This window comes from Streptomonospora mangrovi, from assembly GCF_027604915.1.
GTDB lineage: Bacteria > Actinomycetota > Actinomycetes > Streptosporangiales > Streptosporangiaceae > Streptomonospora > Streptomonospora mangrovi.
Window position 1 is genome coordinate 114,848 of the sequence record NZ_JAJAQC010000002.1, and the last position, 25,334, is coordinate 140,181.

Genomic DNA, 25,334 nt, shown 5'->3' on the forward strand with positions numbered 1-25,334 from the left:
ACCGCCCCGCGCGGCACACGGGTACCCCGCTCACGCGTGCCAGAGGATCCCAGAGCGCCCCTAAGACGCTGATAAGCCCCGACGACCGGCCCTGACCTGCGCCGCCACCGCGCCGCCGGCCGGCACCCGCCGCGCCCTCACCCGGTGGTGATGGGAGCGGCCCCGGTCGCCGGTTCGATCAGCCGAGCGTACTCCTCCGGTGCCGTCGTGCGGCACCCCAGCCGGTGGCCGGTCAGCTCGCCGTGGTCGTCGCTGGACCCGGTCACCGCCAGGTCCAGCCGCTTGGCCACTTCGCGCCAGTAGGCGCTCTCCTCCTCGTCGTGGGAGGGATGGTCGGCCTCCAGTCCGCCCAGTCCGGCCTCGGCCATCTCCTCGATCAGCGCCACCGGCGCGGCCCCCTCGCTCCGCTCGCCGCGCGCCGGGTGCGCCACCGCGCACACCCCGCCGGCGGCGCGCACCAGCCGCACGGCCCGCAGCGCGTCGATGGCGTAGCGGGCGACGAACCCGGGGCGGCCGGTGCCGATCCACCGGTCGAAGGCGTCGGAGACGTCGGAGGCGGCGCCCGCCTCCACGATCGCCCGGGCGATGTGGGGGCGGCCCACGACGTTGCCGGCCGCGCGGCCCGCCTCGTCGGCGACCCCGGCGATGGCGCGCACCCGCTCCCACGTGACGTCGATGCCCTCCGCGCGCAGGCGGTCCACCATGGCCACCGCGCGCACGGTGCGGTCCTCGCGCACCCGGCGCAGCTCGGCGGCGAGTTCGGGATGCTCGGGGTCGAACAGGTAGGCCAGCAGGTGCACCCCCGCGCCCTCGTGCAGGCAGGACAGCTCCATGCCCGGAACCAGCGTGAACCCGGCCGGCACGGCGGCGGCCGCCTCGGCGATCCCGGCGACGGTGTCGTGGTCGGTGAGGGCGAGGACGTCCAGCCCGGCGGCGACCGCGCGGGCGACGACATCGGCGGGGCGCTCGGTGCCGTCGGATACCGAACTGTGGGAGTGCAAGTCGATGCGCATCCGTCGATGATCGCAGCCCGAGTGAACGCGGGGCACGGGGAGCAGGGGGCGGGCTCGGCTCCCGACGGGCGTGCGGTCACCGGCCGGCGGAGCGGACGGCCGGGGTGGGGCGGGGAGGCGGCGACGGCGGCGGGCGGCCCGGGCGGGCGGGCACCGGCCCCCTCATCGACCGGTCTTCTAGGGCTCGGTCCCCAGTGCCGCCGCGAGGAACGGCGACGGCGCGCCGTAAGGGGGCTCCAGTTCGGCGCCGCCGTCGCGGCGGTCGCGGAGGTCGCGCACGGCGTCCAACTCGGCCATCAGCACACCGGTGTCGGCGGGGGTGAACACCACCCACAGCCAACTGGCCATGGCCTCGCCGGCGTAGGCCGCCGCCCTGTCGCCGGTCTCGACCTTCCACAGCGCGATGTCGTGGCCGTCGTGGCGGAGCTTGGCGGCGGGCGGTCCCGCGCCGAATCCGGCGCCGGGGTCGGGTCCGTCGAGCGCGGCCAGCCGGGCGCCCAGGCCGATCCCGGGGTCCTCGGCGACCAGCGCCATCTCGCCCACACCGCCCAGCGGTGCCGGGCCCGACAGCGCCACGGCGGTGGCCAGGCCGCCGCTGCGGTCGTCGCCGGCGTCGGCGAACCCGGTGACCACCCAGCCGGCGGGCAGCGGCCACGGCAGCCAGACGGGGACCTGGGCGAAGTCGAGCAGCAGGGACAGCGCCGCCGGCCCCGGCCGGCGCATGGGGTTGAGCGGGGCGACCGGGCCGTGCGCGTCGCACTGCCACGCGCTCGACCACAAACCCGGCGGGTGGACGGCGCGTCCGCAGCGGGGGCAGGACGGGTCCGACTTCATGATTGCGGGGAGGATACCCGTGTGGCCTGTGGGAAAACCCGCCGCCGCGCGCGAATCGCCGCCGGTCCGCCCCCGCGCCGCAGGCCCGCCTTCACCGCCGACCGCCTTCGCCGTCGGGTGGTACGGCCGCCCCCGCGGACCGCACCGCCCCACGGCGAAGACACCGCCTCAGCGGTAGGTGCCCCCTCCGTCGGGGCTGCTCCAGTGCTGGGTGCCACCGGGCGCGGGCAACTGCGGCCCGGCCGTCGGCCAGTCGCCGGGTCCCGGCTGCGGTGCCGACTGCTGCGGCGTCGGCGGCACCTGGGGCGCGACCTCGGGGCCGAGTCCGGGGCCGGGCGGCACCGGCTGCGCCGGCGGCCACTGCCCGTGCGGCGCCGGCAGGCCGGGGCCGGCCGCGGCGGGGTGGTCGTTGCCTGGCACGGCGCGCTCGATCTTCATGCGCCGGGCCAGCCACACCACCACCGCGATGTAGACGGTGACCTCGGCGGTGGTGCTGACGACCCCCTGCCAGGACCCGCCGCCCGTGGCGGCCTGGTCGAGGGTGCCCTCGTAGGCGCTGATCGCGAACGCGGCCAGATTGTGCACCACGTGCAGCCCGATGGCCGCCTCCAGGCCGCCGGTGTACCAGGTCAGCCAGGCCATGGCGATGCCGAAGACGGCGACGTCCAGCAGCCCCCACCCGAAGTAGTCGTGCAGCAGGGTGAACACGCAGCCGCTGATGACGATGCCCGGCAGCGGCGTGCGCAGGAATCGCGAGACCACACTGGCCCCCCGGCGCTCCTCGGGGCCGGCCCCGATCGAGCCCACGGCCTGCATGAGGAACCCGCGCAGTGCGATCTCCTCGGCCGACGCCTGGAAGGGCACGAGCAGCCCCAGCAGCACCAGGGTCAGCGCGAAGTCGGGGCCGCCGGCGTAGGGCGCGATGAACGGGGTGCCGGGGGAGGTGGCCAGGGTGAGCCCGTACAGCACGCCCAGCGCGACCGCCATCGCCGGGACGGCCAGCAGCGTGCAGCACAGCAGCCAGCGCACCCGCAGCCGCCCGGTGACGGAGAACAGGGTGCCCACGGGGCGGCGCTGGACGAGCCAGGCCACGAACACCACGATCGGGGTCATCGTGGTGATGACGATGAGCTGGAACGCCAGGTCGGGCACTGGCGCGCCGAAGATGGAGTCACCGGTGCCCTCGACCCCGGTGGCCACCGCGAGGACGACCGCGGCGGTGCCCATGACCAGTTGCACCAGGACGACGAGCAGCACGGCGGCCACCACGGCCAGCGGCGGCACCCACCAGCGGTAGCGCCAGGTGCGCGCCATGCGGTGGTAGCGGGCGCCCGCCGGGGGGCGGGCGGCGCCGGAGCCGCGGCGCTGGGGCGCGGCCGGGGGCGGCCAGGCCCACGCGGGAGCGGCCTGCCCTCCGCCGGGAGGCCAGGCCCACACCTGCTCATGCTGGTAAGGTGACCGGCCCGGAGCGTTCTGCCCCTGCGGTTCAGACGACCAGGACGAACCAGGTGGCGGCGGCGTATTTCTCATCGTTTGCCGAGATTACCTTCCGGGGTTGTATTGGCCGCGTTAAGAACGCACCGCCATCGCCCGACTACACCTCGGTGACCTGCGCGTTCCGCCGTTCGCACCCCAGGGCCGACCGCGCGGCGCCGCCGGCCGCGCCGCCGCCCCGGCCGCCGGGTCCCCTCCCGCGCCGCCGCGCCCACCCTCCGGCCGGGTCTTTCGGCCGGGCCGTACCGCCGCGATTCACCCGCCCAAACCCCCCGCGTCCACCTCCACACCCGGGCACATAGAGGTGACGTTGACCACAATCCGGGCGAAGGCGGCGCCCTGGCGGCCCCGTCCGGTGGGCGGTTCCCCGGGTCCCGGGCCCCGGCCGCCTCGCCCGCCCCACACGGCGCCGCCGCCGGATCCGGCGGCGATCCCCGTGACTACCATGGGGACATGTCCTCCACACCCACCACCGAGCAGGTGAACGCGGCTCTGGCGACCGTCCAGGACCCCGAGATCCACCGCCCCATCACCGATCTCGACATGGTCAAAAGCGTCGAGATCGCCGAAGGCGGCGTCGTGCACGTCGGCATCTACCTCACGGTGGCCGGGTGCCCGATGAAGGGGCGCATCGAGAAGGACGTCACCGCCGCCGTGTCCAAGATCGAGGGCGTCTCGCGGGTCGCCGTCGAACTCGACGTCATGAGCGACGACCAGCGCAAGGCCCTCCAGACCAAGCTGCGCGGCGGCCAGGCCGAGAAGGAGATCCCCTTCGCCAAGCCCAACTCCCTGACCAAGGTGTTCGCGGTGGCCTCGGGCAAGGGCGGGGTCGGCAAGTCGTCGGTGACCGTCAACCTCGCCGCCGCCATGGCCGACCTCGGGCACAAGGTCGGCGTGGTCGACGCCGACATCTACGGCCACTCCGTGCCGCGCATGCTCGGGGTCTCCGACCTCCCCACCAAGGTCGAGGACATGATCCTCCCGCCCAGCGCCCACGGCATCAAGGTCATCTCGGTGGGCATGTTCACCCGGGGCAACCAGCCGGTGGTGTGGCGCGGCCCGATGCTGCACCGCGCGCTCCAGCAGTTCCTCGCCGACGTCTACTGGGGCGACCTCGACATCCTGCTGATGGACCTGCCGCCCGGCACCGGCGACATCGCGATCTCCGTGGCCCAACTGCTGCCCGGCGCCGAGATCCTCGTCGTCACCACCCCGCAGCAGGCGGCGGCCGAGGTCGCCGAGCGCGCCGGCGCCATCTCCGCCCAGACCCACCAGCGGGTCGCGGGCGTCATCGAGAACATGTCCTACTTCGTGGCGCCCGGCAGCACCGAGCGCACCTACCTGTTCGGCCAGGGCGGCGGCCAGGCCGTGGCCGAGGGCCTGACCACGGCACTGGGCGCCCAGGTGCCGCTGCTGGGCCAGGTCCCGCTGGACGTCCGGCTGCGCGAGGGCGGCGACGAAGGCGAGCCGCTGGTGCTCACCGACCCCGACACCGAGGCCGCGCAGGTGCTGCGCGGGGTCGCCGAGCAGCTCGCCGGCCGCCCCCGCGGCCTGTCGGGCATGCAGCTCGGCATCACCCCGGCCCGGCGCTAGAACCGGTCTCCTTTTTGCGGGCCGCCGTCGCACGCGACGGCGGCCCGCCGCATGCGCGGGGCCGGACACTTCCCCGACCGCACCCCGCGCCCCGAGGGCCACGGCCCGCCGCGTGCGCGGGGCGTCGGACGGCGAACGGCGCGGGACGGCGAAGGGCGGCGTGGGGGCGCGGGCGCGGCGGGCGGCCGCCGCTACGATCGGTCCCGGCGCCGCCGCGCCCGCCCGCGTCCCGTCCCAGGAGGCATCCGCCCATGACCCCACCCGGCACCGGCACGTTCCGCGACTGGCTGGCGATCGCCGTGGAGGAGGCGCGCGCCGGGCGCGACGAGGGCGGGATCCCCATCGGCGCCGCGCTCCTCGACCGCGACGGCACCGTGCTGGGGCGCGGCCGCAACCGCCGCGTGCAGGACGGCGACCCCTCGGTGCACGGCGAGACCGCGGCCTTCCGCGCCGCCGGGCGGCGGCCGTCCTACCGGGGCACCACCATGGTCACCACGCTCTCCCCTTGCTGGTATTGCAGCGGGCTCATGCGCCAGTTCGGGATCTCGCGGGTGGTGATCGGCGAGGCCGGCACCTTCAGCGGCGGGCACGAGTGGCTGGCGGCGCACGGTGTGGAGGTCGTGGTGCTGGACGACCCCGAGTGCGCGGAGATGATGGCGGCGTTCGTGCGCGACCACCGCGACCTGTGGCTGGAGGACATCGGCGCGGGCGGCGAGGACTGACCCGCCGCCCGCGCGGGGCGCGGGCGGGCGGCCCTCAGTTGCCGGCCGCGCCGAGGGTGATCTCGGTGGTCTGCTCCCGGCCGTCGCGCTCGAACACCACCTCGACCCGGTCGCCGGGCGCGTGCTCGCCGACGATCCGCTGGAGGTCGGCGAAGTCGGCGACCTCCTCGCCCTCGATGGCCGTGATCACGTCGCCGGGCTCCAGTCCGGCCTGCTCGGCGGGGCTGCCGGGCGGCACGGCCGGGCTTCCGTCGGGGTTCTCCTCGGCGATGAGCGCGCCGCCCTCGTGGGTGGTGTCGAAGACCGCGCCGATGGCGGCCTGCTGGTCTCCCCCGGCCTCCGGCGGCGCTCCGCCCCCGGCGAGGATGTCGTCGACGACCTCCTCGACCTGCGAGGACGGGATGGCGAAGCCCAGGCCGATGCTGCCGCCCTGCTCGCCGTCGGGTCCGCCGCCAAGGGTCGCGATGGCGGTGTTGACGCCGATGACGCGGCCCTGGGCGTCGACCAGCGGGCCGCCGGAGTTGCCGGGGTTGATGGCGGCGTCGGTCTGGAGCGCCTCGATGGCCGCGCCGGGGCCGTCGCCCTCGCCCAGGTTCACCGGCCGGTCGACGGCGCTGATGATGCCGGAGGTGACCGTCCCCGCCAGGCCCAGCGGGGCGCCGATGGCGATGACCTGGTCGCCGACCGTCACCTCGGCGGAGTCGCCGAACTCCAGCGGCTGGACGTCGATGGGGTCCTCCAGTTCCAGCACCGCGAGGTCGGAGGCGGGCTCGGTGCCCACGATGCGGGCGCCGCTGGCCCGGCCGTCGCTGTAGACGACCTCGATGTCGGTGCCGGCCAGCGCCGAGGCGACGTGGTTGTTGGTGACCACGTGGTCGCCCTCGATGACGAATCCCGAGCCGTTGCCGCTGAGGCCGCCCGAGCCGCCGTCCTGGATCAGCACCACGCTGGGGCTGACCCGCTGGGCCACGCCGGCGATGGTGTCGGGGGCGCGGCTGGGGGTGTCGGTGGGGATGTCGGTGTTCAGCCGCGGCGACTCCGAGCGGTCCGAGGCGCCGGCGCGGGCGCCCAGGGTGCCGCCCACGGCGCCGCCGATCCCGGCCGAGCCCAGGCCGACGACCAGCACGATGAGCAGCACCGCCCACACGGGCACGCCGCGCCGCGGGGGCCGGGGCGGCGGCGCGCCGAAGGGCGCGGAGTAGGAGGCGCCGCCGGGCGGCGGACCGCCGGGGCCGCCGGGAGCGCCGGGGGCCGGCCCCCCGCCCGGTCCGGGTCCGCCCGGCCCGTGCGGGCCGCCCCCGCCCGAGGGCTGCTGCCGGTGCGCGGCCGGCGGGGCCGCCCACTGGCCGGTCTGGCCGGGTTGACCGGACTGGCTTGGCTGGGCGGGTTGGCCGGGCTGGGCGGGTTGGCTTGACTGACCGGGCTGGCTGGGTTGGCCGGTTTCGGACATCGGCGCGCCCGGATGCGGCGGGCTGCCGGGATCGGCCGGCCACGGGTCGGCCGGCCGGTGCTCAGGGGGCCGCTGGTCGGCCGGCGGGTGCTCGGTCGGCCGGGGGTCGCCGCCCTCGCCGCGCGGCGGCCCGGCGCCGCCCGTGCCGGGGGCCGAGGGCTCGCCCGCCCGCGCCCAGGGGGCGCCGGGGTCGCGGGCGGCCTGCCCGGGGGTGGTGTCGTCGGCCGGGGGGTTGGGGCGCGCCCAGCCCGGGGTCCCACCGGCGGCGGGGGGACGGGGTCCGGTGTCGTCGGTCATCCAGCTCTCCGTTTGTCGCCTCCGCCCCAGCCTGGAGCGTTCCGCGTAAGCCGTGCGTCAATCGGGCGCCTTGGGCGGCCGTGCCGCCGACGCCACCGGCGCACCCTATGCCCTGTTGGGGAGTGTTCGGGGCATGGGTCCGCCCGCGCCTGAGGTGTCCGCACCCGCCACCATTGTGCGGGGTGTCAGCCCTGGACGGCTGCGGTGAGCCGACCGAATCCCCGCATCACCCGCGACCAGAACTCGGGTTCGTCGTCGGTGGGGAACCCGCGCTCGGCCGCCGCCAGCAGGTCGGCGGGCGCGTCGCCCATGGCCGTGTAGACGAACCCGTGGGAGTCCCACACCCGCTGCCCGCCCTCGGCGCCGCCGCCGGCCACGACGTCGGCCGCCGCCTCGGCCCGGCCCTCGGCACCGCCCGGCAGCCGGCCCCGCTGCACGAACACCGACACCACCGACAGGCCGTCGGAGTAGGCCAGGTGCACCACGCGGCCCTCGGGGTCCTCGCGGGACCAGCCGCGGATCAGCCGGAGGTTCCAGGCCACGTGCCCGGGCAGCGGCCAGCCGTCCTCGCGCAGCGCCGCCAGCTCGCCCTGCGACAGCTCGTCGTCCCAGGGCTCGGCCTCGACGCCGTCCTCGGGCAGCGGCCCGGGGTCGCCGCCGATCTGGACCTCCACGAACTCCATGGCGTGCACCACGGCGCCGGAGTCGTCCAGGACGACCTTGCGCAGCGGCAGCCCGGTGCGCTGGTCCAGCCACACGCGGGCGGCGGCGGTGCCGTCGGCGCGCAGGACCTCCAGCACCGTCGCGGTGCGCCCGCACACCACCGCCCCGCCGGCGCGGGTGACGCGGTAGTTGGCGGCCAGCTCGTCCAGCATGAGGTCGTCGACCTTGGTCAGCGGTGTGGACTGGCCCACCACCAGGTCGGCCCCGGGCGGGCCGATCTCGCCGTAGACGGTGGCCTCGCCGGCCCGGTGCACCACGCTGACCAGGCGTTCGGTCCGGGTGCCGCCGCCGGCGGTGGTGACCCGCTGCACCCCTGAGAAGGAGACGTCGCCCATCGACCGGGCTGCGCGCCGCAGCAGCGCCATGCCGTCGTCCTCGCCGGGGGCGGGGACCTCGTGGGCGTTGGCGGCGTGGGAGGAGGTCAGCAGCACGACGACCACGAGCGCCAGCGACACCAGCACCACGGGCACCAGCCTGCGCCGGGGCATGGAACCCGCGGCGCTCACCGGGACCCGGTGGCCGGAGGGGTGTCCTCCAGCGCGGTGGTGACCACGGAGGTGCCGGCGTCGAGGTCGGGCACGGGCGCCTGGCGCGCGGTGACCGCGTGCTCCACGGCGTAGTCGCTCAGCTCGGGTTCGACGACCGGGCCCTCGCCGGGGTCGCCCCCGGCGACGAAGGCGGTGCCCAGGGCGACCGCCACCACCGAGGCGCCGGCCACGGCGAAGCGCGTGCGCTCCCAGCGCGGGCGCAGCACCGACAGCGGGCGCGGGCGGCGGGTGCGGCGTTCGCGGGCCGGACGCGCGGGCTCGGGGGCGGGCGCGGGGTCGGCCACGGCCAGGGCGGTGCCGTCGACCGTGCGCGGCAGCCCGCCGCCCAGGGGGCGGCTGGAGCCCAGCGGCGGCAGCGACCCGAAGCCGCCCGGCCCCCCCATCGCGGGCGGGCCGGCGGCCGGCGGATCGGCCGGGGGTCCGGCGGGCGGGCCGCTGAGCGCGGAGAGGCGGCCCAGGAAGTCCATGGAGGGCTCAGGGGTGTCGAGCCGGTGCAGCCGCCGCTTGAGCTGACGCAGCATCTCGGCCTCGAACCGGCAGTTCTCGCAGCCGGCGAGGTGGATGAGCGCGCGGTCGCGCTCGGCGTGGCCCAGTTCGCCGTCGACGAGGGCGGACAGGCGTTCTCCCAAGTGGTCCATTCTCACTCCACCTCACCGGTCCGTGTGTGTCTCGGCCTGCGCACCGCCCCGCGGACGGGCTCCGGCCTCGGGGGCGGGGGTCCCGTCGGCCAACTGGTCGGCCAGGCGCCGCCGGTGCTCCAGCGCCTTGCGCAACTGCGCCCGACCGCGGTGGATGCGGCTGCGCACCGTGCCCAGTTTGACGCCCAGGGTGGCGGCGATCTCCTCGTAGGAGAGCCCCTCGATGTCGCACAGGACCACCGGCGCGCGGAACTCCGCGGGCAGGGCGTCCAGGGCGGCCTGGATGTCGGCGTCGAAGTGGCGGTCGTCGTAGGACTGGGCCGGCGAGGGCTCGCGGCCCTGGAGGCGTTCGTCGGCGTTCTCGGACAGGCCCTCGAACCGGATGCGCGCCCTGCGCCGCGCCATGTCGAGGAAGAGGTTGGTGGTGATGCGGTGCAGCCACCCCTCGAAGGTGCCGGGGGTGTAGCTGGACAGCGAGCGGAACACCCGGATGAAGACCTCCTGGGTGAGGTCCTCGGCGTCGTGCTTGTTGCCGGTGAGGCGGAACGCCAGCCGGTACACGCGCGCCGAGTGGTTGCGCACGACGTCGTCCCAGCTCGGTGGCTCCCACTGCTCGAAGTCCACGGCAGCGTCGGAGTCTGCCACCGCCACTCCCTTCGCGAGTCTGCTGCGGCGCGCGGGCGCGCGGTGCGCCGGGGGGCGGCGCCGCGCGAGGGCCGTTCGCCTGGGTTGGGCCGCGGTGCGGGTCGCGCCGCGGCCGCGGCTTGGGCGGGGGAACTACCCCGCTTCGGTTGCAACGCTCGGCGGTCGCGATTAAGTTCCCCGGTGCCGCGAGCACACCGCGACCGCCCCGGGCAGGCTAGTCTGTGCCCTGGAACCCGGCCCATGGGTGATCGCGCGGGCACGCACGGTGACGTCATCGCGGTCGCCGCGTCCGTTGGGGGACTGGGCCGCTTCCGGCCCCCTCGGGGCCGCACGCCCCGGTCAATCAGTCACACGCGCGGGGAGGCCGTCATCGCCAGCCGAGACGACACACTGGCCCACACTCTGGCCCACCTGGCCCACGTCGAGCAGTACGCCCAGGAGGACGACCCCCTGACCTCGGCGCGCGAGACCGGCCGGCGGGCGGAGTCCTCGCCGATCAGCGCGGCCGGCGGCGCGGCCCTGCGCTTCCTGGCCGCGGCCATCGGCGCCCGCTCGGTGGTCGAGGTCGGTACCGGCTGCGGCACCTCCGGCATCTGGCTGCTGCGCGGCATGCGCCCCGACTCCGTGCTGACCAGCGTCGACATCGAGCCCGAGTACCAGGAGCTGGCGCGCGCGGCCTACCGGCGGGCCGGGTTCGCCGCCAACCGGGTGCGGCTGATCCACGGCCGGGGGCTCGACGTGCTGCCCCGGCTGACCGACGCCGCCTACGACATGGTGTTCGTCGACGCCGAGCCCGCCGCCTACCCCACCTACCTGGACGAGGCGCTGCGGCTGCTGCGCGTGGGCGGGATCGTGGTGTTCAACAACGCGCTGGAGGGCGCCGAGCGGGCCGACGGCCCGCTGAGCGTGCCCGACCCCGGCACCGCCGGGGCGCGCGAGGCCGGCCGCCTGGTGCGCGCCGACACCGCGCTGATCCCCCTGCTGCTGCCGGTGGGCGAGGGCCTGCTCGCGGCCATCCGCGACCACTCCCCCGAGTCCTGAGCGCCCGCCCGGCGGGCGGGTCGGTGCGAACGGCGCGGTCGGCGGGACAGCGGCCGGTAGGGGCGGCGCGGTCGGGACGAGCCCTGCGGGCGGTGCGGTGCCCGCGCTAGGCGGCGGCCGCGCGGCGCGCCCCGGCGGGGTCGGCCAGCCAGCGCAGCAGGGTGCGGGTGGCGAACCCGGTGCCGCCCTTGGTCAGCACGCCGTCCTCGCCGGTGGAGCGGCCCGGCCCGGCGATGTCCAGGTGCGCCCAGGGCAGGCCGCCGGTGAACTCCCGCAGGAACAGCGCGGCCTCGGTGGCGCCCGGCCGGCCGTAGTCTCCGGTGGTGCCGATGTTGGCGAGGTCGGCCACCCGGGACTCGATCGAGGGCCGGTACTCCTCGGTCAGCGGCAGCCGCCACAGCGGCTCGCCCGAGGCGCGGCCCGCCGCGGTGAGGGCGTCGGCCAGCGCGTCGTCGCTGGCGAACAGCGCGCCGGTGCCCAGGCCCAGGGCGACCTTGGCGGCGCCGGTGAGCGTGGCGACGTCCACGAGGACGTCGGGCGCGAGCTTGGCCACCGCGTAGGCCAGGGCGTCGGCCATGACCAGCCGGCCTTCGGCGTCGGTGTTGAGGACCTCGATGGTGGTGCCGTTGTAGGCGGTGATGACGTCGCCGGGCCGCTGGGCGGACCCGGAGAACGCGTTCTCGGCGATGGGCAGCAGCGCCGTGACCGCCGCGGGGACCTCCAGGCTCCGCAGCGCCGACATCGCCCCCAGCACGATGGCCGCCCCGCTCATGTCGGTCTTCATGAGCTTCATGTTGTCGTTGGGCTTCAGCGACAGGCCGCCGGTGTCGAAGGTGATGCCCTTGCCGACCAGGACAATGTGCCCGGCGGGGTCGGCGGGCCGGTAGTCCAGCCGCACCAGGCGCGGCGGCCGGACCGAGCCCGCGCCCACCGCCAGGATCGCGGCGAAGCCCTCGTCGCGCAGCGCGGAGTCGTCCCACACCCGGTGCTCCAGGCCGGACTCGGCGGCGACCTCGACCGCGCGCCCGGCGAGCCAGGCCGGGTCCTTGTCGGTGGAGGGCGTGTTGACGAGGTCGCGGGCCAGCGCCGTGGCCCGCGCGAGGGCGGTCCCGCGCGCGAGCGCTCCGGGGGCCGCACCGGTGTCGCCGCCGACCAGCTCGACGGACTCGACCGGCGCGGGCCCCTTGGGGGAGGACGCCAGGGTGAAGCGGTAGGAGGCGAGCAGCGCGCCTTCGGCGAAGGCGGTCAGCCCGGCTCCGGTGTCGTCGTGCGCCCGGTCCAGCAGCGCGACGGTGGTGGCCGCCGCGCGGCGCCCCTTGGCGGCGCGCGCGAGGGCCGCGCCCGCGGAGCGGAGGTCGTCGGGCGTGGCGTCGCCGACACCGAGCAGGACCATCCGCACCAGCCCGCGCCCGAGGTCCACCGGGAACTGGGCAAGCTCGCCGGGCCGGCCGGCGAGGTCGTAGTGCGCGATCAGCTCGGCGAGGGAGGCCGGCAGCCGCGCGTCCAGTTCGGCGGGGTCGAGACCGACACCGGCGGTCGCCGCGACCGGGGAGCCGTCACCGCGCAGGACGGGGACGGCCACCAGCTCGGCGGCGGAGTCGGTGAGGGCGCCCGAGACCGGGCGGATCTCCGTAGCGGCAGGCACGGATCGCTCGCAATCGTGATCGGGTTGGCGCCGCGGGCGGTGGTCCGGTGCGTCGGGAGGCTCCGGCTGGAGGCGGCTCGGCGGCCGCCGCGCGCCCGGCTGGTCGGGACGGTGAGGGTGCGACGGGGCCGCGGGTCAGCCGACCGCGCCGTCCAGGGCCTCCTTCAGCTCGGTGGCCTCGTCGGGCGTCAGCTCGACGACGAGCCGCCCGCCGCCCTCCAGCGGGACGCGCATGATGATGCCGCGGCCTTCCTTGGTGACCTCCATCGGACCGTCACCGGTCCTCGGCTTCATCGCCGCCATGCCGTATCCCCTTCCATAGGACTGTGTCGCGGGCTGAATGGGCCGATCCGGTGCAGATGCCCCTGCGTTCAGGGCGGCCGGTCCGGGGTCGCGCCGCATCCGCGTGACTCAGGGAATGAATCACTGTTCTGCCATTATCTCGGTTTTGGGAACCGATTGGGAACGATCGGACAGCGCCGGGACCTTCGGCCCCGAGGAATCCGAACAGTAAGGTTATAGCCGTCAGCGCCCCGCCGCGGTCGCTGGGACCTCAGCAGCACCCCCAGGAGCAGGGAGTTCGGCGTGTCAGAGTCAGGCACCGCAGACCGCAGCACCGGCCCCGACCGGCCCGGCGGGGATTCCGCACCCGGCCACGGGGTCGAGTACGAACTCGCCGACGGCGTCGCCGTGATCCGGCTGAACCGGCCCGACTCCATGAACTCGCTGACGGTCGCCGCCAAGGAGGCGCTGCTGGCGGCCGTCGAGCGCGCCAAGGCCGACACCGGCGCCCGCGCGGTGCTGCTCACCGGCACCGGCCGCGCGTTCTGCGCCGGGCAGGATTTGCGCGAGCACGCCGAGTCGCTGGAGTCGGGGCGCGGGCTGTCCGACACCGTCCGCGCGCACTACAACCCGATCGTGCTGGGCCTGGCGCGCATGCCCAAGCCGGTGGTCGCGGCCGTCAACGGCACCGCCGCCGGGGCGGGCGCCTCGCTGGCGTTCGCCTGCGACCTGCGCATCGCCTCGGACAAGGCGTCGTTCCTCATGGCCTTCGCCAACGTGGGGCTGGGCGCCGACTCCGGCGCCTCCTGGACCCTGCCGCGGCTGGTGGGCCACGCCCGCGCCATGGAGATGCTGATGCTGGCCGAGCCGGTCCGGGCCGACCGCGCCCTGGAGATCGGCCTGGTCAACCAGGTGGTGCCGCACGACGACCTCGCCGAGGCCGCCCACGCGCTGGCGGTGCGCCTGGCCAACGGGCCCACGGTGGCCTACGCCGCCATCAAGGCGGGGCTCACCTTCGGCTCCGGGCTCGACCTCGCCAACGCCCTGGAGATGGAGGCCAGCCTCCAGGACCAGTGCGCCGACACCGCCGACCACGCCAACGCCACGCGCGCCTTCGTGCGCAAGGAGAAGCCGGTCTTCGAGGGGTCCTGAGGGGTCCCGGGAAAGGACCTGAGGGATCCCGGGCCGCGCGGAGCGCGGTCGGGCGGTGGCGGCGAGCGGGTGCGCGGGCCGGCTGTGCCCGGGCCGGCCCGGCCTGAAGCCGGCGGGGCTTCGGCGGCCGTGCGTCAGACGGCGTGCCCGACTCCGCCGCGCCCGAGTCCGCCGCGCCCGAGTCCGCCGCGCCCGGGTCGGCCGTGCCTCAGCCGGCCACCGCGACGATGACGACCACCACCGCGACGACCACGAGGATGCACAGGCCGGTCACCACGGCGATGATCGCCCCGCCGCCGCCCCGGCCGTCCCCGGAGGGCCGCCCGGGGCCGCCCGGTCCCGACGCCGACCACTGGGGGCCGGTGGCGGGGCCGTAGCCGCTCTGCGGGCCGGTCGCGCGGAACGAGGGCTGGGCGCCGGTCATCGGCGCGCCGCCGCCCGGGTAGGGCGCCTGGGGCCCGGAGTGCGGGCCGGGCGCGTAGGGGGCCTGGGGTCCCGAGTGCGGACCGGGCGCGTAGGGCGCGGCGGCCGAGGAGGGCGGTGCCTGCGGCCCGGAGGCGTACGGGGTCTGGGAGCCGGAGGGATAAGGCGTCTGCGGCCCCGAGTGCGGCCAGGCGGGTCCGCCCGGGCCGCCCGATCCGCCTGGTCCGCCCTGGGTCGGCTGCGGACCCCACGGACCGGGGTTGGCCGGAGCGGGGCCGGCCGGGCCGGGACCGTAGGCCGGGCCGGGCGCGCCGCCCGGCAGCGGCTGCTGGGGGCCGGAGTGCGCCGGCGGGGTCTGCGGTCCGCTCGGCGGCGCCTGCGGCGCGTAGCCCGGCCCGCCGTCGTAGCGCGGCCCCGGACCGGCGGCGGGGTACTGCGGGCCGGTGCCCGCCGGGTACTGCGGCCCCGTGCCGGCCGGGTAGCCCTGCCCCGCACCCGCCCCCGCACCGGCGGCGGGCTGGGGGCCGGTGGCCGGCGGTGCGCTCGGGAAGGACCGGAACAGGTCGCCGCCGGGCGGGTGGGGCAGGCTGTCGCGGATCTCCTCCACGGCGCGTTCGCGCGCCTCGGGCGCGGCGGCGGCCACCGCGCCGGTGGCCAGGGTCTGGAGCGGCAGCTCGCCCGGGTTCGCCGGCTCGTCGGGGGCGTCGCCGACGGCCTCGGCCGCCTGGGGGGCGTCGGCCATCCCCACCCCCAGCACGCCCATCAGGGTCTCGGCGGCGGTGGGCCGGGCGGCGGGGTCCTTGGCCAGGCAGCGCGCGGCGATGTCGCGCAGCCGGCCGTCGAGCGCACCGAGGTCGGGCGGCTCGTTGACGACGTTGTGCAGCACCTCGCGCAGGGAGTCCTGGCCGAACGGACCGAACCCGTTGGCCGCGTAGACCATGGTGGCGCCCCAGGCGAACAGGTCAACGGCCGGCCCCAGGGCCTCGCCGGCGACCTGCTCGGGCGCCATGTAGGCGGGGGTCCCGGCGATCTGGCTGGTCAGGATGGCCGTGCCCTCCAGCGCGCGGGCGATGCCGAAGTCGATCACCCGGGGGCCGTCGGGACCCATCAGGACGTTGCCCGGCTTGAAGTCGCGGTGCACGATCCCGGCCTGGTGGATGGCCGCCAGCGCGGTGAGCGTGCCCACCGCCAGCCGCTCCAGGGCCGCGCCGGACATGGGTCCGTCGCGCCGGACGACCTCGCGCAGGCTCGGGCCCTCGATGTACTCGCTGACGACGTAGGGCGGGTCGGCGTCGATGTCGGCGGCCAGCACCTGGGAGGTGCAGAAGCGCGCGACCTTGCGGGCGGTCTCGACCTCCTCGGCCAGCGCGCGGCGCAGGCCGGCGGCGTCGAGGCCGTCGGCGTGCAGCGTCTTGACCGCGACGGGCGTGGCCTCGGGGTCGGCCTCCGGGTGGCCGAGGTAGACGACGCCCTGCCCGCCCTGGCCGAGTCGGCCGGTCAGGACGTAGCCGCCGATGCGCCGAGGGTCGTCGTCGGTCAGGGGTTGGGTACCGGTCATCTGTCCTCCCGGGTCCGCCGGCCGCGGCGCCCTGCGGGCCTCAGCGGCCCACCCTAACGGAGAGTCCCGGTGGAGGTCATCGTCACGCCGCTGTGGGAGACCGCCGTCCACTCGGCGCTGAGGGTGCCGGCCGCGTCGCCGCTCGTCAGGACCAGGCGGGACTCGTCGACGCAGCGCTCGTCGGGGTCGTAGGTCTCGACGTAGTCGAAGACGAGGCGGTCGCCGTCGCGCTCGCTGAGGGACAGGCTGCCGCGGCAGTCGAAGGTGTACCACTCCGAGACGCCGCGCTCCTCGCCGTGCTCCAGCTTGATCTCGGCGCCCCAGTCGGTGACGTGCGCGCCGTTGTCGTCCACCTGGCTCATCTCGCCGCGCCAGATGCCGGCGTAGGACTCCGGGACGGTGGAGTCGCCGGTGGCGGCGGTGCCGCGCAGCGCCCACAGCACGGCGCCCAGGACGGCGCCCAGCACGACCACCGCCGCCACGGCGACGACGACGCTCCTGCGGCGGCGGGCGGTGTGGCGGGTGGAGCGCGGCGGCGGGTAGAGGGACATCTGCCGCACCGGGGAGTCGGCGGGCGGGCGCTTGGCGCCGCTGGGCGCCGGGCCCGCGCCCCGCACGTCGCTCACCGGGGGCTCCGAGGCATGCGGTGACCAGGGCCGTTCGGTGTGCTCATGGTTTCCAACCTCCAAGGGCGAACCGCCGAGCCGGCCGGCCCGCGCGGGGCGGCCGTTCGCGGTTTCAGCGACAGAGAATAAGCGACGCCGCCACCGGGCGACGCGGGAGCGCGGTGATGAGGGTCACATCAGGCGCGGGGTGGGTGCCCGGGGGCGTCGCGCGGGGGCCGCCGCCTCCGCGCGGTGTCAGGCGGGTCGGGCGGGTCGGGCGGACCGGCGCTCGGGCGGGTGCGCGCGCCCGCCGGGGGGCGGATCGGCCCGGGCCGGGGACGGGGTCAGCCGCGCCCGGCCTCGCCGCGGAAGCAGCCGCGCAGGTGGTCGTCCACCACCCCGGCCGCCTGCATGGTGGCGTAGGCGGTGGTGGGGCCGACGAACCGGAAGCCGTGGCGCTTGAGCGCCTTGGACAGCGCGGTGCTCTCCGGGGTGGCGGCGGCCACGTCGGTGATCCGCTCGGGCGGGGTGTGGTGCTCGGGCGCGTGCTCCCAGACCAGCTTGGCCAGGCCGCCCGGCAGCTCAAGGGCGGCGCGGGCGTTGCCGATCACGGCCTCGATCTTGGGGCGGCTGCGGATCAGCCGGGCGTCGCCGAGCAGGCGCTCGACGTCGGCGGGGGTGAACCCGGCCACGACGGCGGGGACGAACCCGGCGAAGACCTCGCGCAGCGCGGCGCGCTTGCGCAGCACGGTCAGCCACGACAGGCCCGCCTGGAAGCCCTCCAGGCTGATGCGCTCGAACATGGCGTCGTCGTCGGTGATCGCCACGCCCCACTCGGTGTCGTGGTAGCGCAGCAGGTCGTCGGTCGCCAGCGCCCAGTGGCAGCGCCGCAGGCCGTCGGGGCCGGGGCGCGCGGTGCCGTCGTCGTCGGTCACGGTGGTGTCCCTGGGCTAGGCGGGCCGGGAGTCCGACGCGGGGGCGCCCTCGGGGCGGGCGCGGTCGGCCTCGGGGCCGCGTTCGGGTGCGGAGTCGGGGGTGGGGTCGGCGGGGGTGCCGTCGGAGGCGTCGTCGGTGTCCGGGGCGTCCTCGCCGGCCCCGGCAACATCGGCGTCGATGCCGGCGTCCGGGTCGTCACCGGCGAGGAGGTCGTCACCGGCGAAGCCGGCGGACCGGTCGTCGTCAACGGACGGGCCGTCGCAGTGGACGGCGGCACCGGCCTCGTCGGCGGGCTCGTCCGGCGGCGTGCTCGCCTCCACGGTGACCGCGCCGTCGACGGCGACGGAGGCCGACCCCGCGCGCGCGGCGGGTCCGGCCGGTCCCGGCGGCGCCGCGAACGCGGCGCCCGGTCCCGCGCCCCGGGGCGGCAGCGGCAGCCCCGCCTCGTCCAGGCGGCGCTCGAGTTCGGCGATGCGGGCGTCGCGCTCGCCCAGCGCACCGATCACCCGGCGCAGCACCTCGTCCACCGCGCGCACGTGGTAGCCCCACAGCGCCAGCGGCAGCAGGACGCGGCTGACGTCGGTCCCGGTCAGCGGCCGGTCGGCGGGGAGGTCCAGCGGCGGGTGGTCGGCGTCGAAGCGCGCGAGTTCGCCGCCCTTCCCCATGACCACGAACGCCACACCGGCGAGCACGGCCACCGCGGAGAGAGCGATCAGGCTGAGGATGATCGGAGACATTAGGCTCAATGGTGCCACAGCCGCGCGGCGCGCTCGCGTGGCCGGCGGGAGCCCGAACGGTCGGAGGGGCGGCGGAGACGATGGACGAGTGCCCGATGCGGCCCGGGGACGACCACTACCGCGTCGTGGGGCCGGAGGATTCCGTGGAGGACGCCGTGGACCTGGGCGTCCGCCCCGATCCCGAACGGGTCCGCGCCCTGGCCGAGGCGGGCCGCACCGTGCTGGTGCGCTGCCCGGGTGCCGCCGGCGCCGACGACTCCGCCGAGTCCGCCGAGGCGGTCGCGCTGGCCGCGCTGTACGCCTGGCTGGGGGCGCGGGTGTTCGCCACCGCCCACCGCCGCCCGGTGCGCCAGGCACTGGACATGGTGGCCTCGCTGCGGGGCCACCGCCCCCCGGCGGTCGCCCGCCGGGGCCTGGCCTGAAGGCCGGACGCGCCGACACCGGTCAGCCCGCCGGGGGGCCGGGACCGCGGCGAGGCACCGGGGCCGGGCGGGGTCCGGGCGCGCGGCCACCGCCCCCACCACGACGGCATGGGACGCACGGGGCGCACAGGCCGTCCGGCACACAGGAACGGGGACCGCGCGTGCGGCCCTGGCGTGGTCCCCACCCAGGCCGTCGCCGGTCCCCGTGTCCGATGCCGCCGCCCGTGCGGGCGTGCGGGCTAGCCCTCCGAGGCGTCCTCGGCGGCGTGGATGCTGGCGGCCTCCTCGACCACCCGCTCCGCCTCGAACTCGCGGCGGGCGAGGTCGACGTGGGACTTGCGGATGATGTCCACGACCTCGTCGGGGTCGTCGGTGACATACATCAGGTCCGGGTCGTCGGGGGAGATCGTCCCCTCCTCCAGCAGCGTGCCCCGGATCCAGTCGATCAGCCCGCCCCAGAACTCGGTGCCCACCAGGACCACCGGGAAGCGGGTGACCTTGCCGGTCTGCACCAGGGTCACCGACTCGAACAGCTCGTCCAGCGTGCCGAACCCGCCGGGCAGCACCACGAACGCCTGGGAGTACTTGACGAACATGGTCTTGCGCACGAAGAAGTACCGGAACGTGACGCCCATGTCGATGTGGTGGTTGAGGCTCTGCTCGAAGGGCAGCTCGATGCCGAGCCCGATCGAGGTGCCGCCAGCCTCCTGGGCGCCCCGGTTGGCGGCCTCCATCACGCCCGGGCCGCCGCCGGTGATCACGGTGTAGCCGGCCTCGGCCAGCCTCGAGCCGATCTGGCGGCCCAGTTCGTAGTAGGGGGTGTCGGGCTTGGTCCGCGCCGAGCCGAACACGCTCACGGCGTGCCCGACCTCCGACAGCAGGCCGAAGCCCTCCACGAACTCGGACTGGATGCGCAGTACGCGCCAGGGATCGGTGTGGACCCAGTCGGTGGGCCCCCTGCGGTCGAGGAGGCGCTGGTCCGTTGTTGTCTCAGGTATGGCGTTTCCGCGGTAGGTCAGTGGTCCCGCGCTTCGGACCTTTCGTGGTTCGGTCATGGTGGCAAAGCTATCCGCAACGCCGGTGGTCCACGCTTAAGCGCGGGCCACGCGCGGGCGTCGGGAGGCGGACGGGTCCGGTTCGACCCGGGTCGGGGGCCTCACCGGCCGGTGCCGGTCAGCCACGCGGCCATCCGCCGCTCGGCCTCGGCCACGGCCGCCAGGTCCACCCACTCGTCGCGGGTGTGGGCCAGGGTGGGCTCGCCGGGGCCGTAGTTGACGGCGGGCACGCCCAGCTCCGACATCCGCGCGACGTCGGTCCAGCCCAGCTTGGCGCGCGCCTGCCCCTGCCCCACCGCCGCGACGAACTCGGCGGCGGCGGGGTCGTCCAGGCCGGGCCGGGCGGGCGCGGCGGAGTCGGTGACGCGGACGTCGAACCCGGCGAACAGCTCGCGCAGGTAGACCTCGGCCGCCGCCGGGTCGCGGTCGGGCGCGAAGCGGTAGTTGACGGTGACCACGCACTCGTCGGGGATGACGTTGCCCGCCACGCCGCCGGAGACGAACACCGCGTTCAGGCCCTCGTGGTACTCCAGGCCCTCCACCACGGGCCGGCGGGGCCGGTAGGCGCGCAGGATGTCCAGGATCGCGCCGGCCTCGTGGACGGCGTTGCGGCCCATCCACGAGCGGGCGCTGTGGGCGCGCTCGCCGCGCGCGATGACCTCCACGCGCATGGTGCCCTGGCACCCGCCCTCGATGACGCCGCCGGTGGGCTCCAGCAGCACCGCGAAGTCGCCGGCCAGCAGCTCGGGCCGGGTGCGGGCCAGCCGGCGCAGCCCGTTGCGCTCGGCGTCGACCTCCTCGCAGTCGTAGAAGACGTAGGTGACGTCGTGCACGGGCTCGGCCACGGTGGCGGCCAGCCGCAACTGCACGGCCACCCCGCTCTTCATGTCGGAGGTGCCGCAGCCGTAGAGCCGGTCGCCCTCGACGCGCGAGGGGACGTTGCCGGCCACGGGCACGGTGTCGATGTGCCCGGCGAGCACGACCCGGCGCTCCCGGCCCAGCGCGGTGCGGGCCACCACGGCGTCGCCGTCGCGCTCCACCGCCAGGTGCGGCAGGGCGGAGAGGGCGCGCTCGATGTCGTCGGCCAGGGCGCGCTCCCCGCCGCTGACGGACTCGGTGTCCACCAGGGCGGCGGTGAGGTCGCGGACGTCGGCGGTGAGGTCCAGCATGGCGGCGGCGGCCTTCCGGGTCGGTTCTTCCGGGGCGGGTCTGTTGGGCGGGTTTGCGGGCCGGGTCCTGCGGTCGGGCGGGGCGGCCGGCCTCCGCCGCGCGGCGGAGGCCGGCCCGGCGGGTCAGGCGTTGACGCCGTGCTCCCGCAGCAGGTCGTTGAGCGCGAGCTTGTCGTGCTCCTGGCCCTCTTCGAGCCGCTTGAGGACCAGCAGGCAGGGCATGCCGAAGTCGCCGCCGGGGAAGCTCTTGATCCGGTTGGCGGTGACGCACACCGACCACGCCGGGGCCTCGCCGCGCGCCAGCTCCTCGCCGGTCTCGGCGTCGAACACGCGCGTGGAGGAGGTCAGGATGGTGCCCGCGCCCAGCTTGGCGCCGCGGCGCACCCGGGCGCCCTCGACCACCATGCTGCGCGAGCCCAGGAAGGCGTCGTCCTCGATCACGACCGGGGACGCCTGCGGCGGCTCCAGCACGCCGCCCACGCCCACGCCTCCGGACAGGTGGACGTTCTCGCCGACCTGGGCGCAGGAGCCGACCGTGGCCCAGGTGTCGACCATGGTGCCCGAGCCCACCCAGGCGCCGAAGTTGGTGAAGGACGGCATGAGCACCACGCCGGGCGCCAGGTAGGAGCCCCAGCGGGCGATGGCGCCGGGCACGACGCGGACGCCGTCGAACCGGGTCTTGAGGGGGATGCGGTCGTGGTGGTGGAAGTCGCCGACCGCGGACTCGGCCATGCCCAGCACCCGGAAGCTGAGCAGGATGGCGCGCTTGGCGCGCTCGTCGACCACGACCTCGTCGGTGGCCTCGTCGACGAAGGCGACCCGGGCCTTGCCGGTGTCCAGGGCGTCGACCGCGCCCACGACGACGTCGCGGGCCTCGGCGTGGTCGGGGGTCAACTCGGTGCGCCGCTCCCAGAGGACGTCGATCTCCTCGGGCAGCGGACTGGTGAACGCGGTGGTCATGGCCTGGGAGCCTACCGGGAGTGAGCGGGGCGCCCGAACCCGGCGCGGCGCCGCGCCGGCCGCCGCGCCCGCCGCCGCTTCACGGTCGGTGACGGCGGCGCCGCGCTGCGCGCGGTCCGGGCGCCTGTTCACCCGTACGCCTTACCATGCGTGCTAGGCCCCGCCCGGATCCCGCGGCCACCCTGCGTGGCGGCCGGCCGCCGGCGCGGCCTCCCCTGTCAAATGCGGTGCACGCCCCTCGCGGTCGCGCGCCCCTGAACCCAACGGTCTGCCTGTGCCCCGAAAGCTGCGAAGAGTCTCCGCGTTCTTCAAGATCCTGCTGGCGCTGACCCTGGTCTGCGGTGCGCTGGTCGCGGGCGGTTACTACGTGATGTCCTCGGTGGACCCCATCGAGGTCGCCGAGCCCGAGCCCGCCGAGGCGTGCACGTTCGCCGCCGAGGGGGACGAGGACTCCATCGCCCCCGAGCAGGCGGCCAACGCCGCGACCATCGGCGGCGTCGCCTTCAGCAAGGACCTGCCGCGCCACGCCGTGGTGGTGGCCTACGCCACGGTGTGGCAGGAGTCGAAGTTCTACAACATCGAGTACGGCGACCTGGACTCGGTCGGCCTGTTCCAGCAGCGCCCCTCCCAGGAGTGGGGCGAGCCGGACCAGCTCATGGACCCCGTCTACGCGTCCTCGGCGTTCTACGACAAGCTCGTGGACGTGCCGGGCTACTCCGAGGTCCCGGTCTACGAGGCGGCGCAGGCGGTGCAGCGCAGCGCCGACGGGTTCGCCTACGACCAGCACGAGCCGCTGGCGCGGGTGATGGCCGAGGCGTTCACCGGCGCGGCCGGCACGGCGGTGTCGTGCGTGCTGCCCGACGGCGTGGGCGAGCCCCGGCTGGACGAGGCGAGCGCGGAGATGGCGCGGGTGTTCGGCGTGGAGCCGACCGCCGTGCCGCCCGGCCCGACCTACCAGACCGGCGACATCGGCTGGGCCATGGCGCAGTGGGCGGTGGCCAACGCCAAGGAGTACGGGATCTCGGCGGTGACCTACCAGGACCAGCGGTGGCGGGCCGAGGCCGGCGACAAGGGCTGGCAGACGGTGCCCGACGCCGCCCCCGACCACGAGGTGGTGCTGGAGTAGCCGGCGCGCGGCAGGGTCCCGGGCCGCCGGTTCCGCGCGGCCCGGGTCCGACCGGCCCGGCCCGGCCCGGCCCGGCCCGGTCTGGCCCGGTCTGGCGCGGTGCCGGGCCGCGCGCCGCGCGCGGGCGGGCGCGCGGTCCGCCGCGCCGTCAGGCCGCCAGCGCCTCCAGGCGCTTGGCGGCGGCCGCCACCCGCTCGTCGGTGGCGGTGAGGGCCACGCGCACGTGCCGGGCGCCCGAGGGGCCGTAGAAGTCGCCGGGGGCCACCAGGATCCCGTGCTCGGCCAGCAGCTCCACCGAGCCCCAGGCGTCGTGGTCGGGGTGGGCGGCCCACAGGTACAGCCCGGCCTCGGAGTGGGTGATGGCCCAGCCGGCGCGCTCCAGCGCGGCGCGCAGCACGCGGCGGCGGGCGGCGTAGCGCTCCTTCTGCTCGCGCGCGTGGTCGTCGTCGTCCAGCGCGGCGCGCATGGCGGCCTGCACCGGCGCGGGCATGATCATCCCGGCGTGCTTGCGCAGGCCCAGCAGCTCATCGATGAGGGCGGGGTCGCCGGCGGCGAAGGCGGCCCGGTAGCCGGCGAGGTTGGAGCGCTTGGACAGCGAGTGCAGCGCGAGGAGGTTGGCGTGGCTGCCGCCGCAGACGTCGGGGTGCAGCACCGAGACCGGCGCGGTGCCCTCCCAGCCGAGGTCGATGTAGCACTCGTCGGACACCACGACGGCGCCGCGCTCGCGCGCCCAGTCCACGACCTTGCGCAGGTGGTCGGCGCCCAGCACGCGGCCGGTGGGGTTGGCCGGGGAGTTCAGCCACACCAGGCGCACCGGCGCGGGCCCCAGCGCGGTGAGGCCGTCGGAGGCCACCGGCTCGGCCCCGCACATGCGGATCCCGATGTCGTAGGTGGGGTAGGCGAGTTCGGGGAAGACGACGGTGTCGCCCGGCCCCAGCCCCAGCATGGTCGGCAGCCAGGCCACGAACTCCTTGGAGCCCAGGGCGGGCAGCACGGCGGCGGGGTCGAGGTCGACCCCGTGGCGGCGGGCCAGCCAGCCGGCCGCCGCCGCGCGCAGCTCGGGGGTGCCGTGGGTGGCGGGGTAGCCGGGGCTGTCGGCGGCCTCGGCCAGCGCCCGCCGCACCAGCGGGGGCACCGGGTCCACCGGTGTGCCCACGGACAGGTCGACGGCGCCGTCGGGATGCGCCGCCGCCCGCTGCTTGTGCGGTGCCAGCCGGTCCCACGGAAAGACCGGGAGCCGGTCCACTACGCGCCTGCGGTCGGCCACTTAATCCATCCCCCTCGTCTCACGCGCGGGCGCCCGCGTCCGGGCACGCCGCGCCGCCCCCTGCCGCCGGAACGGCGCCGCGCGGGGCGTGCGCCCCGGGCGACCGGGCCGCCCGGTCCCGCTGATCCGGCCGCCGCCGTCGCTTCGCGCCCTCGGCCGACGGCGGCCGTGTCCGCCGTGGCCCTACTCCGCCTCGGCCTGCGGGGGCAGCTTGGCCACGAGCGGGTGGTCGGCGTCGATCTGGCCGACCTTGGAGGCGCCGCCCGGCGAACCCAGCTCGTCGAAGAACTCCACGTTGGCCTTGTAGTAGTCCGACCACTGCTCGGGGAGGTCGTCCTCGTAGTAGATGGCCTCCACGGGGCACACCGGCTCGCAGGCGCCGCAGTCGACGCACTCGTCGGGGTGGATGTAGAGCATGCGCTTGCCCTCGTAGATGCAGTCGACGGGGCACTCCTCGATGCACGCCTTGTCGAGTACATCGACGCAGGGCTGCGCGATGACGTAGGTCACGTCGTACTCCTCTTCGGTCTTCGCCACGTTGACCGCGCGCGTAGATGTCTTCGCTGTCACATAGCCTGGGCGGTGCCGGGCTCCGGCACGCGGATCCGCCGGTCATCTGACACACGATTCGCAGTCTCCAGTATTGCGCCCGCAGGGCTTTCCCGCGTAATTGGGGGGTAGATCCCATGGGGTTCACCTCGCGGCTGAGCGACGAGCTGACTCCGCGCCACATCGGTCGGCGCGCCGCTGTGCGCGTCCGGCTGCCAGAGGGGGGCTTCCGGGATATCGTCGGGGTACTGGAATCCTGGCAGGACGGCGTGATACGCATGCGCAGGCGCGACGGTTCCGTGACCGAGGTCACTGCCGCCGACGTCGCCGGAAGCCGTATCGTGCCGCAGCAACCACCGACACGCAGGCGGGGCGCGGGCTCGCGGGACGAAGCCTGAGCACCCGCCGCGGACCGGCGGACACCGCGCGGCCCGGCGGCCGACGCGGGCC

General features: G+C 76.1%; 25 protein-coding genes. 7 read left to right on the top strand and 18 right to left on the bottom strand.

Going from position 1 to position 25,334, the window contains the following annotated elements:
- Positions 1-137 precede the first annotated feature (137 nt).
- The 3 genes from LG943_RS01405 to LG943_RS01415 all read right to left on the bottom strand — a co-directional run bounded on the left by LG943_RS01405 (position 138) and on the right by LG943_RS01415 (position 3,161).
- Positions 138-1,013 carry a PHP domain-containing protein gene (locus LG943_RS01405; protein ID WP_270070287.1) on the bottom strand — a complete coding sequence of 292 codons (876 nt, stop codon included), beginning with the start codon at positions 1,011-1,013 and terminating at the stop codon, positions 138-140.
- A gap of 177 nt (positions 1,014-1,190) precedes the next feature.
- Entirely contained in the window at positions 1,191-1,847 is a 657-nt protein-coding gene (locus LG943_RS01410) for a DUF6758 family protein (RefSeq protein ID WP_270070288.1), read from the bottom strand.
- A gap of 168 nt (positions 1,848-2,015) precedes the next feature.
- Positions 2,016-3,161, bottom strand: coding sequence for a CPBP family intramembrane glutamic endopeptidase (locus LG943_RS01415; RefSeq protein ID WP_270070289.1), 1,146 nt, complete (start codon positions 3,159-3,161; stop codon positions 2,016-2,018).
- A 633-nt stretch (positions 3,162-3,794) separates the two neighbouring features.
- Here LG943_RS01415 and LG943_RS01420 point away from each other — a divergent pair.
- Positions 3,795-4,934 (top strand): Mrp/NBP35 family ATP-binding protein, encoded by a 1,140-nt coding sequence (locus LG943_RS01420; protein WP_270070290.1) that lies wholly within the window; start codon positions 3,795-3,797, stop codon positions 4,932-4,934.
- A gap of 251 nt (positions 4,935-5,185) precedes the next feature.
- Positions 5,186-5,656: a nucleoside deaminase gene (locus tag LG943_RS01425; protein WP_270070291.1), complete on the top strand. Its 471-nt coding sequence runs from the start codon at positions 5,186-5,188 to the stop codon at positions 5,654-5,656.
- 34 nt (positions 5,657-5,690) lie between these two features.
- Here LG943_RS01425 and LG943_RS01430 read toward each other — a convergent pair whose 3' ends face one another.
- The 4 genes from LG943_RS01430 to sigE form a co-directional block, all read right to left on the bottom strand.
- Positions 5,691-7,403 (bottom strand): S1C family serine protease, encoded by a 1,713-nt coding sequence (locus LG943_RS01430; RefSeq protein WP_270070292.1) that lies wholly within the window; start codon positions 7,401-7,403, stop codon positions 5,691-5,693.
- A 185-nt stretch (positions 7,404-7,588) separates the two neighbouring features.
- Positions 7,589-8,614 (bottom strand): sigma-E factor regulatory protein RseB domain-containing protein, encoded by a 1,026-nt coding sequence (locus LG943_RS01435; RefSeq protein WP_270070293.1) that lies wholly within the window; start codon positions 8,612-8,614, stop codon positions 7,589-7,591.
- A gap of 14 nt (positions 8,615-8,628) precedes the next feature.
- Positions 8,629-9,312 carry an anti-sigma factor family protein gene (locus tag LG943_RS01440; RefSeq protein WP_270070294.1) on the bottom strand — a complete coding sequence of 228 codons (684 nt, stop codon included), beginning with the start codon at positions 9,310-9,312 and terminating at the stop codon, positions 8,629-8,631.
- A gap of 12 nt (positions 9,313-9,324) precedes the next feature.
- Positions 9,325-9,936: an RNA polymerase sigma factor SigE gene (gene sigE, locus LG943_RS01445; RefSeq protein ID WP_408648526.1), complete on the bottom strand. Its 612-nt coding sequence runs from the start codon at positions 9,934-9,936 to the stop codon at positions 9,325-9,327.
- A 423-nt stretch (positions 9,937-10,359) separates the two neighbouring features.
- Between sigE and LG943_RS01450 the strand changes: the two genes are divergently transcribed.
- Positions 10,360-10,998: an O-methyltransferase gene (locus LG943_RS01450; RefSeq protein WP_408648527.1), complete on the top strand. Its 639-nt coding sequence runs from the start codon at positions 10,360-10,362 to the stop codon at positions 10,996-10,998.
- Between the two features lie 106 nt (positions 10,999-11,104).
- Here LG943_RS01450 and LG943_RS01455 read toward each other — a convergent pair whose 3' ends face one another.
- Positions 11,105-12,643 carry a leucyl aminopeptidase gene (locus LG943_RS01455; RefSeq protein ID WP_270070295.1) on the bottom strand — a complete coding sequence of 513 codons (1,539 nt, stop codon included), beginning with the start codon at positions 12,641-12,643 and terminating at the stop codon, positions 11,105-11,107.
- A gap of 135 nt (positions 12,644-12,778) precedes the next feature.
- Complete coding sequence (locus LG943_RS01460) at positions 12,779-12,946, bottom strand: DUF3117 domain-containing protein (protein ID WP_179769138.1); 168 nt, start codon at positions 12,944-12,946, stop codon at positions 12,779-12,781.
- A 282-nt stretch (positions 12,947-13,228) separates the two neighbouring features.
- Here LG943_RS01460 and LG943_RS01465 point away from each other — a divergent pair, with 282 nt between their 5' ends.
- Positions 13,229-14,077: an enoyl-CoA hydratase-related protein gene (locus LG943_RS01465; protein ID WP_270070296.1), complete on the top strand. Its 849-nt coding sequence runs from the start codon at positions 13,229-13,231 to the stop codon at positions 14,075-14,077.
- Positions 14,078-14,285: 208 nt separating this feature from the next.
- On the opposite strand, the gene LG943_RS01470 is transcribed toward LG943_RS01465, so the two are convergent.
- From LG943_RS01470 to LG943_RS01485, 4 genes are all read right to left on the bottom strand, one after another.
- Positions 14,286-16,058 (bottom strand): serine/threonine-protein kinase, encoded by a 1,773-nt coding sequence (locus LG943_RS01470; protein ID WP_270070297.1) that lies wholly within the window; start codon positions 16,056-16,058, stop codon positions 14,286-14,288.
- A 53-nt stretch (positions 16,059-16,111) separates the two neighbouring features.
- Positions 16,112-16,609, bottom strand: a complete 498-nt coding sequence (locus LG943_RS01475; RefSeq protein ID WP_270070328.1) for a hypothetical protein — start codon at positions 16,607-16,609, stop codon at positions 16,112-16,114.
- Between the two features lie 398 nt (positions 16,610-17,007).
- On the bottom strand, positions 17,008-17,598 hold the full coding sequence (locus tag LG943_RS01480; RefSeq protein WP_270070298.1) for a DNA-3-methyladenine glycosylase I: 591 nt from the start codon (positions 17,596-17,598) through the stop codon (positions 17,008-17,010).
- Between the two features lie 15 nt (positions 17,599-17,613).
- Entirely contained in the window at positions 17,614-18,336 is a 723-nt protein-coding gene (locus LG943_RS01485) for an ICP22 family protein (RefSeq protein WP_270070299.1), read from the bottom strand.
- An 80-nt stretch (positions 18,337-18,416) separates the two neighbouring features.
- Between LG943_RS01485 and LG943_RS01490 the strand changes: the two genes are divergently transcribed.
- On the top strand, positions 18,417-18,758 hold the full coding sequence (locus LG943_RS01490) for a hypothetical protein (RefSeq protein ID WP_408648525.1): 342 nt from the start codon (positions 18,417-18,419) through the stop codon (positions 18,756-18,758).
- A gap of 239 nt (positions 18,759-18,997) precedes the next feature.
- Here LG943_RS01490 and LG943_RS01495 read toward each other — a convergent pair whose 3' ends face one another.
- The 3 genes from LG943_RS01495 to LG943_RS01505 form a co-directional block, all read right to left on the bottom strand.
- Positions 18,998-19,813 carry an LOG family protein gene (locus tag LG943_RS01495; RefSeq protein ID WP_270070300.1) on the bottom strand — a complete coding sequence of 272 codons (816 nt, stop codon included), beginning with the start codon at positions 19,811-19,813 and terminating at the stop codon, positions 18,998-19,000.
- Positions 19,814-19,914: 101 nt separating this feature from the next.
- On the bottom strand, positions 19,915-20,982 hold the full coding sequence (gene dapE, locus LG943_RS01500; protein ID WP_270070301.1) for a succinyl-diaminopimelate desuccinylase: 1,068 nt from the start codon (positions 20,980-20,982) through the stop codon (positions 19,915-19,917).
- A gap of 123 nt (positions 20,983-21,105) precedes the next feature.
- On the bottom strand, positions 21,106-21,942 hold the full coding sequence (locus LG943_RS01505) for a 2,3,4,5-tetrahydropyridine-2,6-dicarboxylate N-succinyltransferase (protein WP_270070302.1): 837 nt from the start codon (positions 21,940-21,942) through the stop codon (positions 21,106-21,108).
- Between the two features lie 274 nt (positions 21,943-22,216).
- On the opposite strand from LG943_RS01505, the gene LG943_RS01510 reads away from it, so the two are divergent.
- Positions 22,217-23,068, top strand: a complete 852-nt coding sequence (locus LG943_RS01510) for a hypothetical protein (RefSeq protein ID WP_270070303.1) — start codon at positions 22,217-22,219, stop codon at positions 23,066-23,068.
- A 148-nt stretch (positions 23,069-23,216) separates the two neighbouring features.
- On the opposite strand, the gene dapC is transcribed toward LG943_RS01510, so the two are convergent.
- Both dapC and fdxA read right to left on the bottom strand, forming a co-directional pair.
- Positions 23,217-24,335 (bottom strand): succinyldiaminopimelate transaminase, encoded by a 1,119-nt coding sequence (dapC, locus tag LG943_RS01515; RefSeq protein WP_270070304.1) that lies wholly within the window; start codon positions 24,333-24,335, stop codon positions 23,217-23,219.
- Between the two features lie 183 nt (positions 24,336-24,518).
- Positions 24,519-24,845, bottom strand: a complete 327-nt coding sequence (gene fdxA / locus LG943_RS01520) for a ferredoxin (protein ID WP_270070330.1) — start codon at positions 24,843-24,845, stop codon at positions 24,519-24,521.
- A 176-nt stretch (positions 24,846-25,021) separates the two neighbouring features.
- Between fdxA and LG943_RS01525 the strand changes: the two genes are divergently transcribed.
- The gene (locus tag LG943_RS01525) at positions 25,022-25,282 is read left to right on the top strand and encodes a putative acetyltransferase (RefSeq protein WP_270070305.1); all 261 of its coding nucleotides are present in this window, start codon (positions 25,022-25,024) and stop codon (positions 25,280-25,282) included.
- Positions 25,283-25,334: the final 52 nt, after the last annotated feature.

Coding starts and splice junctions, on each gene's coding strand:
- LG943_RS01440 (WP_270070294.1), bottom strand. CDS start 9,312: ATGGACCACTTGGGAGAACGCCTGTCCGCCCTCGTCGACGGCGAACTG.
- LG943_RS01425 (WP_270070291.1), top strand. CDS start 5,186: ATGACCCCACCCGGCACCGGCACGTTCCGCGACTGGCTGGCGATCGCC.
- LG943_RS01495 (WP_270070300.1), bottom strand. CDS start 19,813: ATGACCGAACCACGAAAGGTCCGAAGCGCGGGACCACTGACCTACCGC.
- LG943_RS01460 (WP_179769138.1), bottom strand. CDS start 12,946: ATGGCGGCGATGAAGCCGAGGACCGGTGACGGTCCGATGGAGGTCACC.
- LG943_RS01435 (WP_270070293.1), bottom strand. CDS start 8,614: ATGCCCCGGCGCAGGCTGGTGCCCGTGGTGCTGGTGTCGCTGGCGCTC.
- LG943_RS01490 (WP_408648525.1), top strand. CDS start 18,417: ATGGACGAGTGCCCGATGCGGCCCGGGGACGACCACTACCGCGTCGTG.
- LG943_RS01505 (WP_270070302.1), bottom strand. CDS start 21,942: ATGACCACCGCGTTCACCAGTCCGCTGCCCGAGGAGATCGACGTCCTC.
- LG943_RS01525 (WP_270070305.1), top strand. CDS start 25,022: ATGGGGTTCACCTCGCGGCTGAGCGACGAGCTGACTCCGCGCCACATC.
- LG943_RS01475 (WP_270070328.1), bottom strand. CDS start 16,609: ATGTCCCTCTACCCGCCGCCGCGCTCCACCCGCCACACCGCCCGCCGC.
- LG943_RS01470 (WP_270070297.1), bottom strand. CDS start 16,058: ATGACCGGTACCCAACCCCTGACCGACGACGACCCTCGGCGCATCGGC.
- LG943_RS01405 (WP_270070287.1), bottom strand. CDS start 1,013: ATGCGCATCGACTTGCACTCCCACAGTTCGGTATCCGACGGCACCGAG.
- dapE (WP_270070301.1), bottom strand. CDS start 20,982: ATGCTGGACCTCACCGCCGACGTCCGCGACCTCACCGCCGCCCTGGTG.
- LG943_RS01410 (WP_270070288.1), bottom strand. CDS start 1,847: ATGAAGTCGGACCCGTCCTGCCCCCGCTGCGGACGCGCCGTCCACCCG.
- LG943_RS01430 (WP_270070292.1), bottom strand. CDS start 7,403: ATGACCGACGACACCGGACCCCGTCCCCCCGCCGCCGGTGGGACCCCG.
- LG943_RS01420 (WP_270070290.1), top strand. CDS start 3,795: ATGTCCTCCACACCCACCACCGAGCAGGTGAACGCGGCTCTGGCGACC.
- LG943_RS01485 (WP_270070299.1), bottom strand. CDS start 18,336: ATGTCTCCGATCATCCTCAGCCTGATCGCTCTCTCCGCGGTGGCCGTG.
- LG943_RS01415 (WP_270070289.1), bottom strand. CDS start 3,161: ATGGCGCGCACCTGGCGCTACCGCTGGTGGGTGCCGCCGCTGGCCGTG.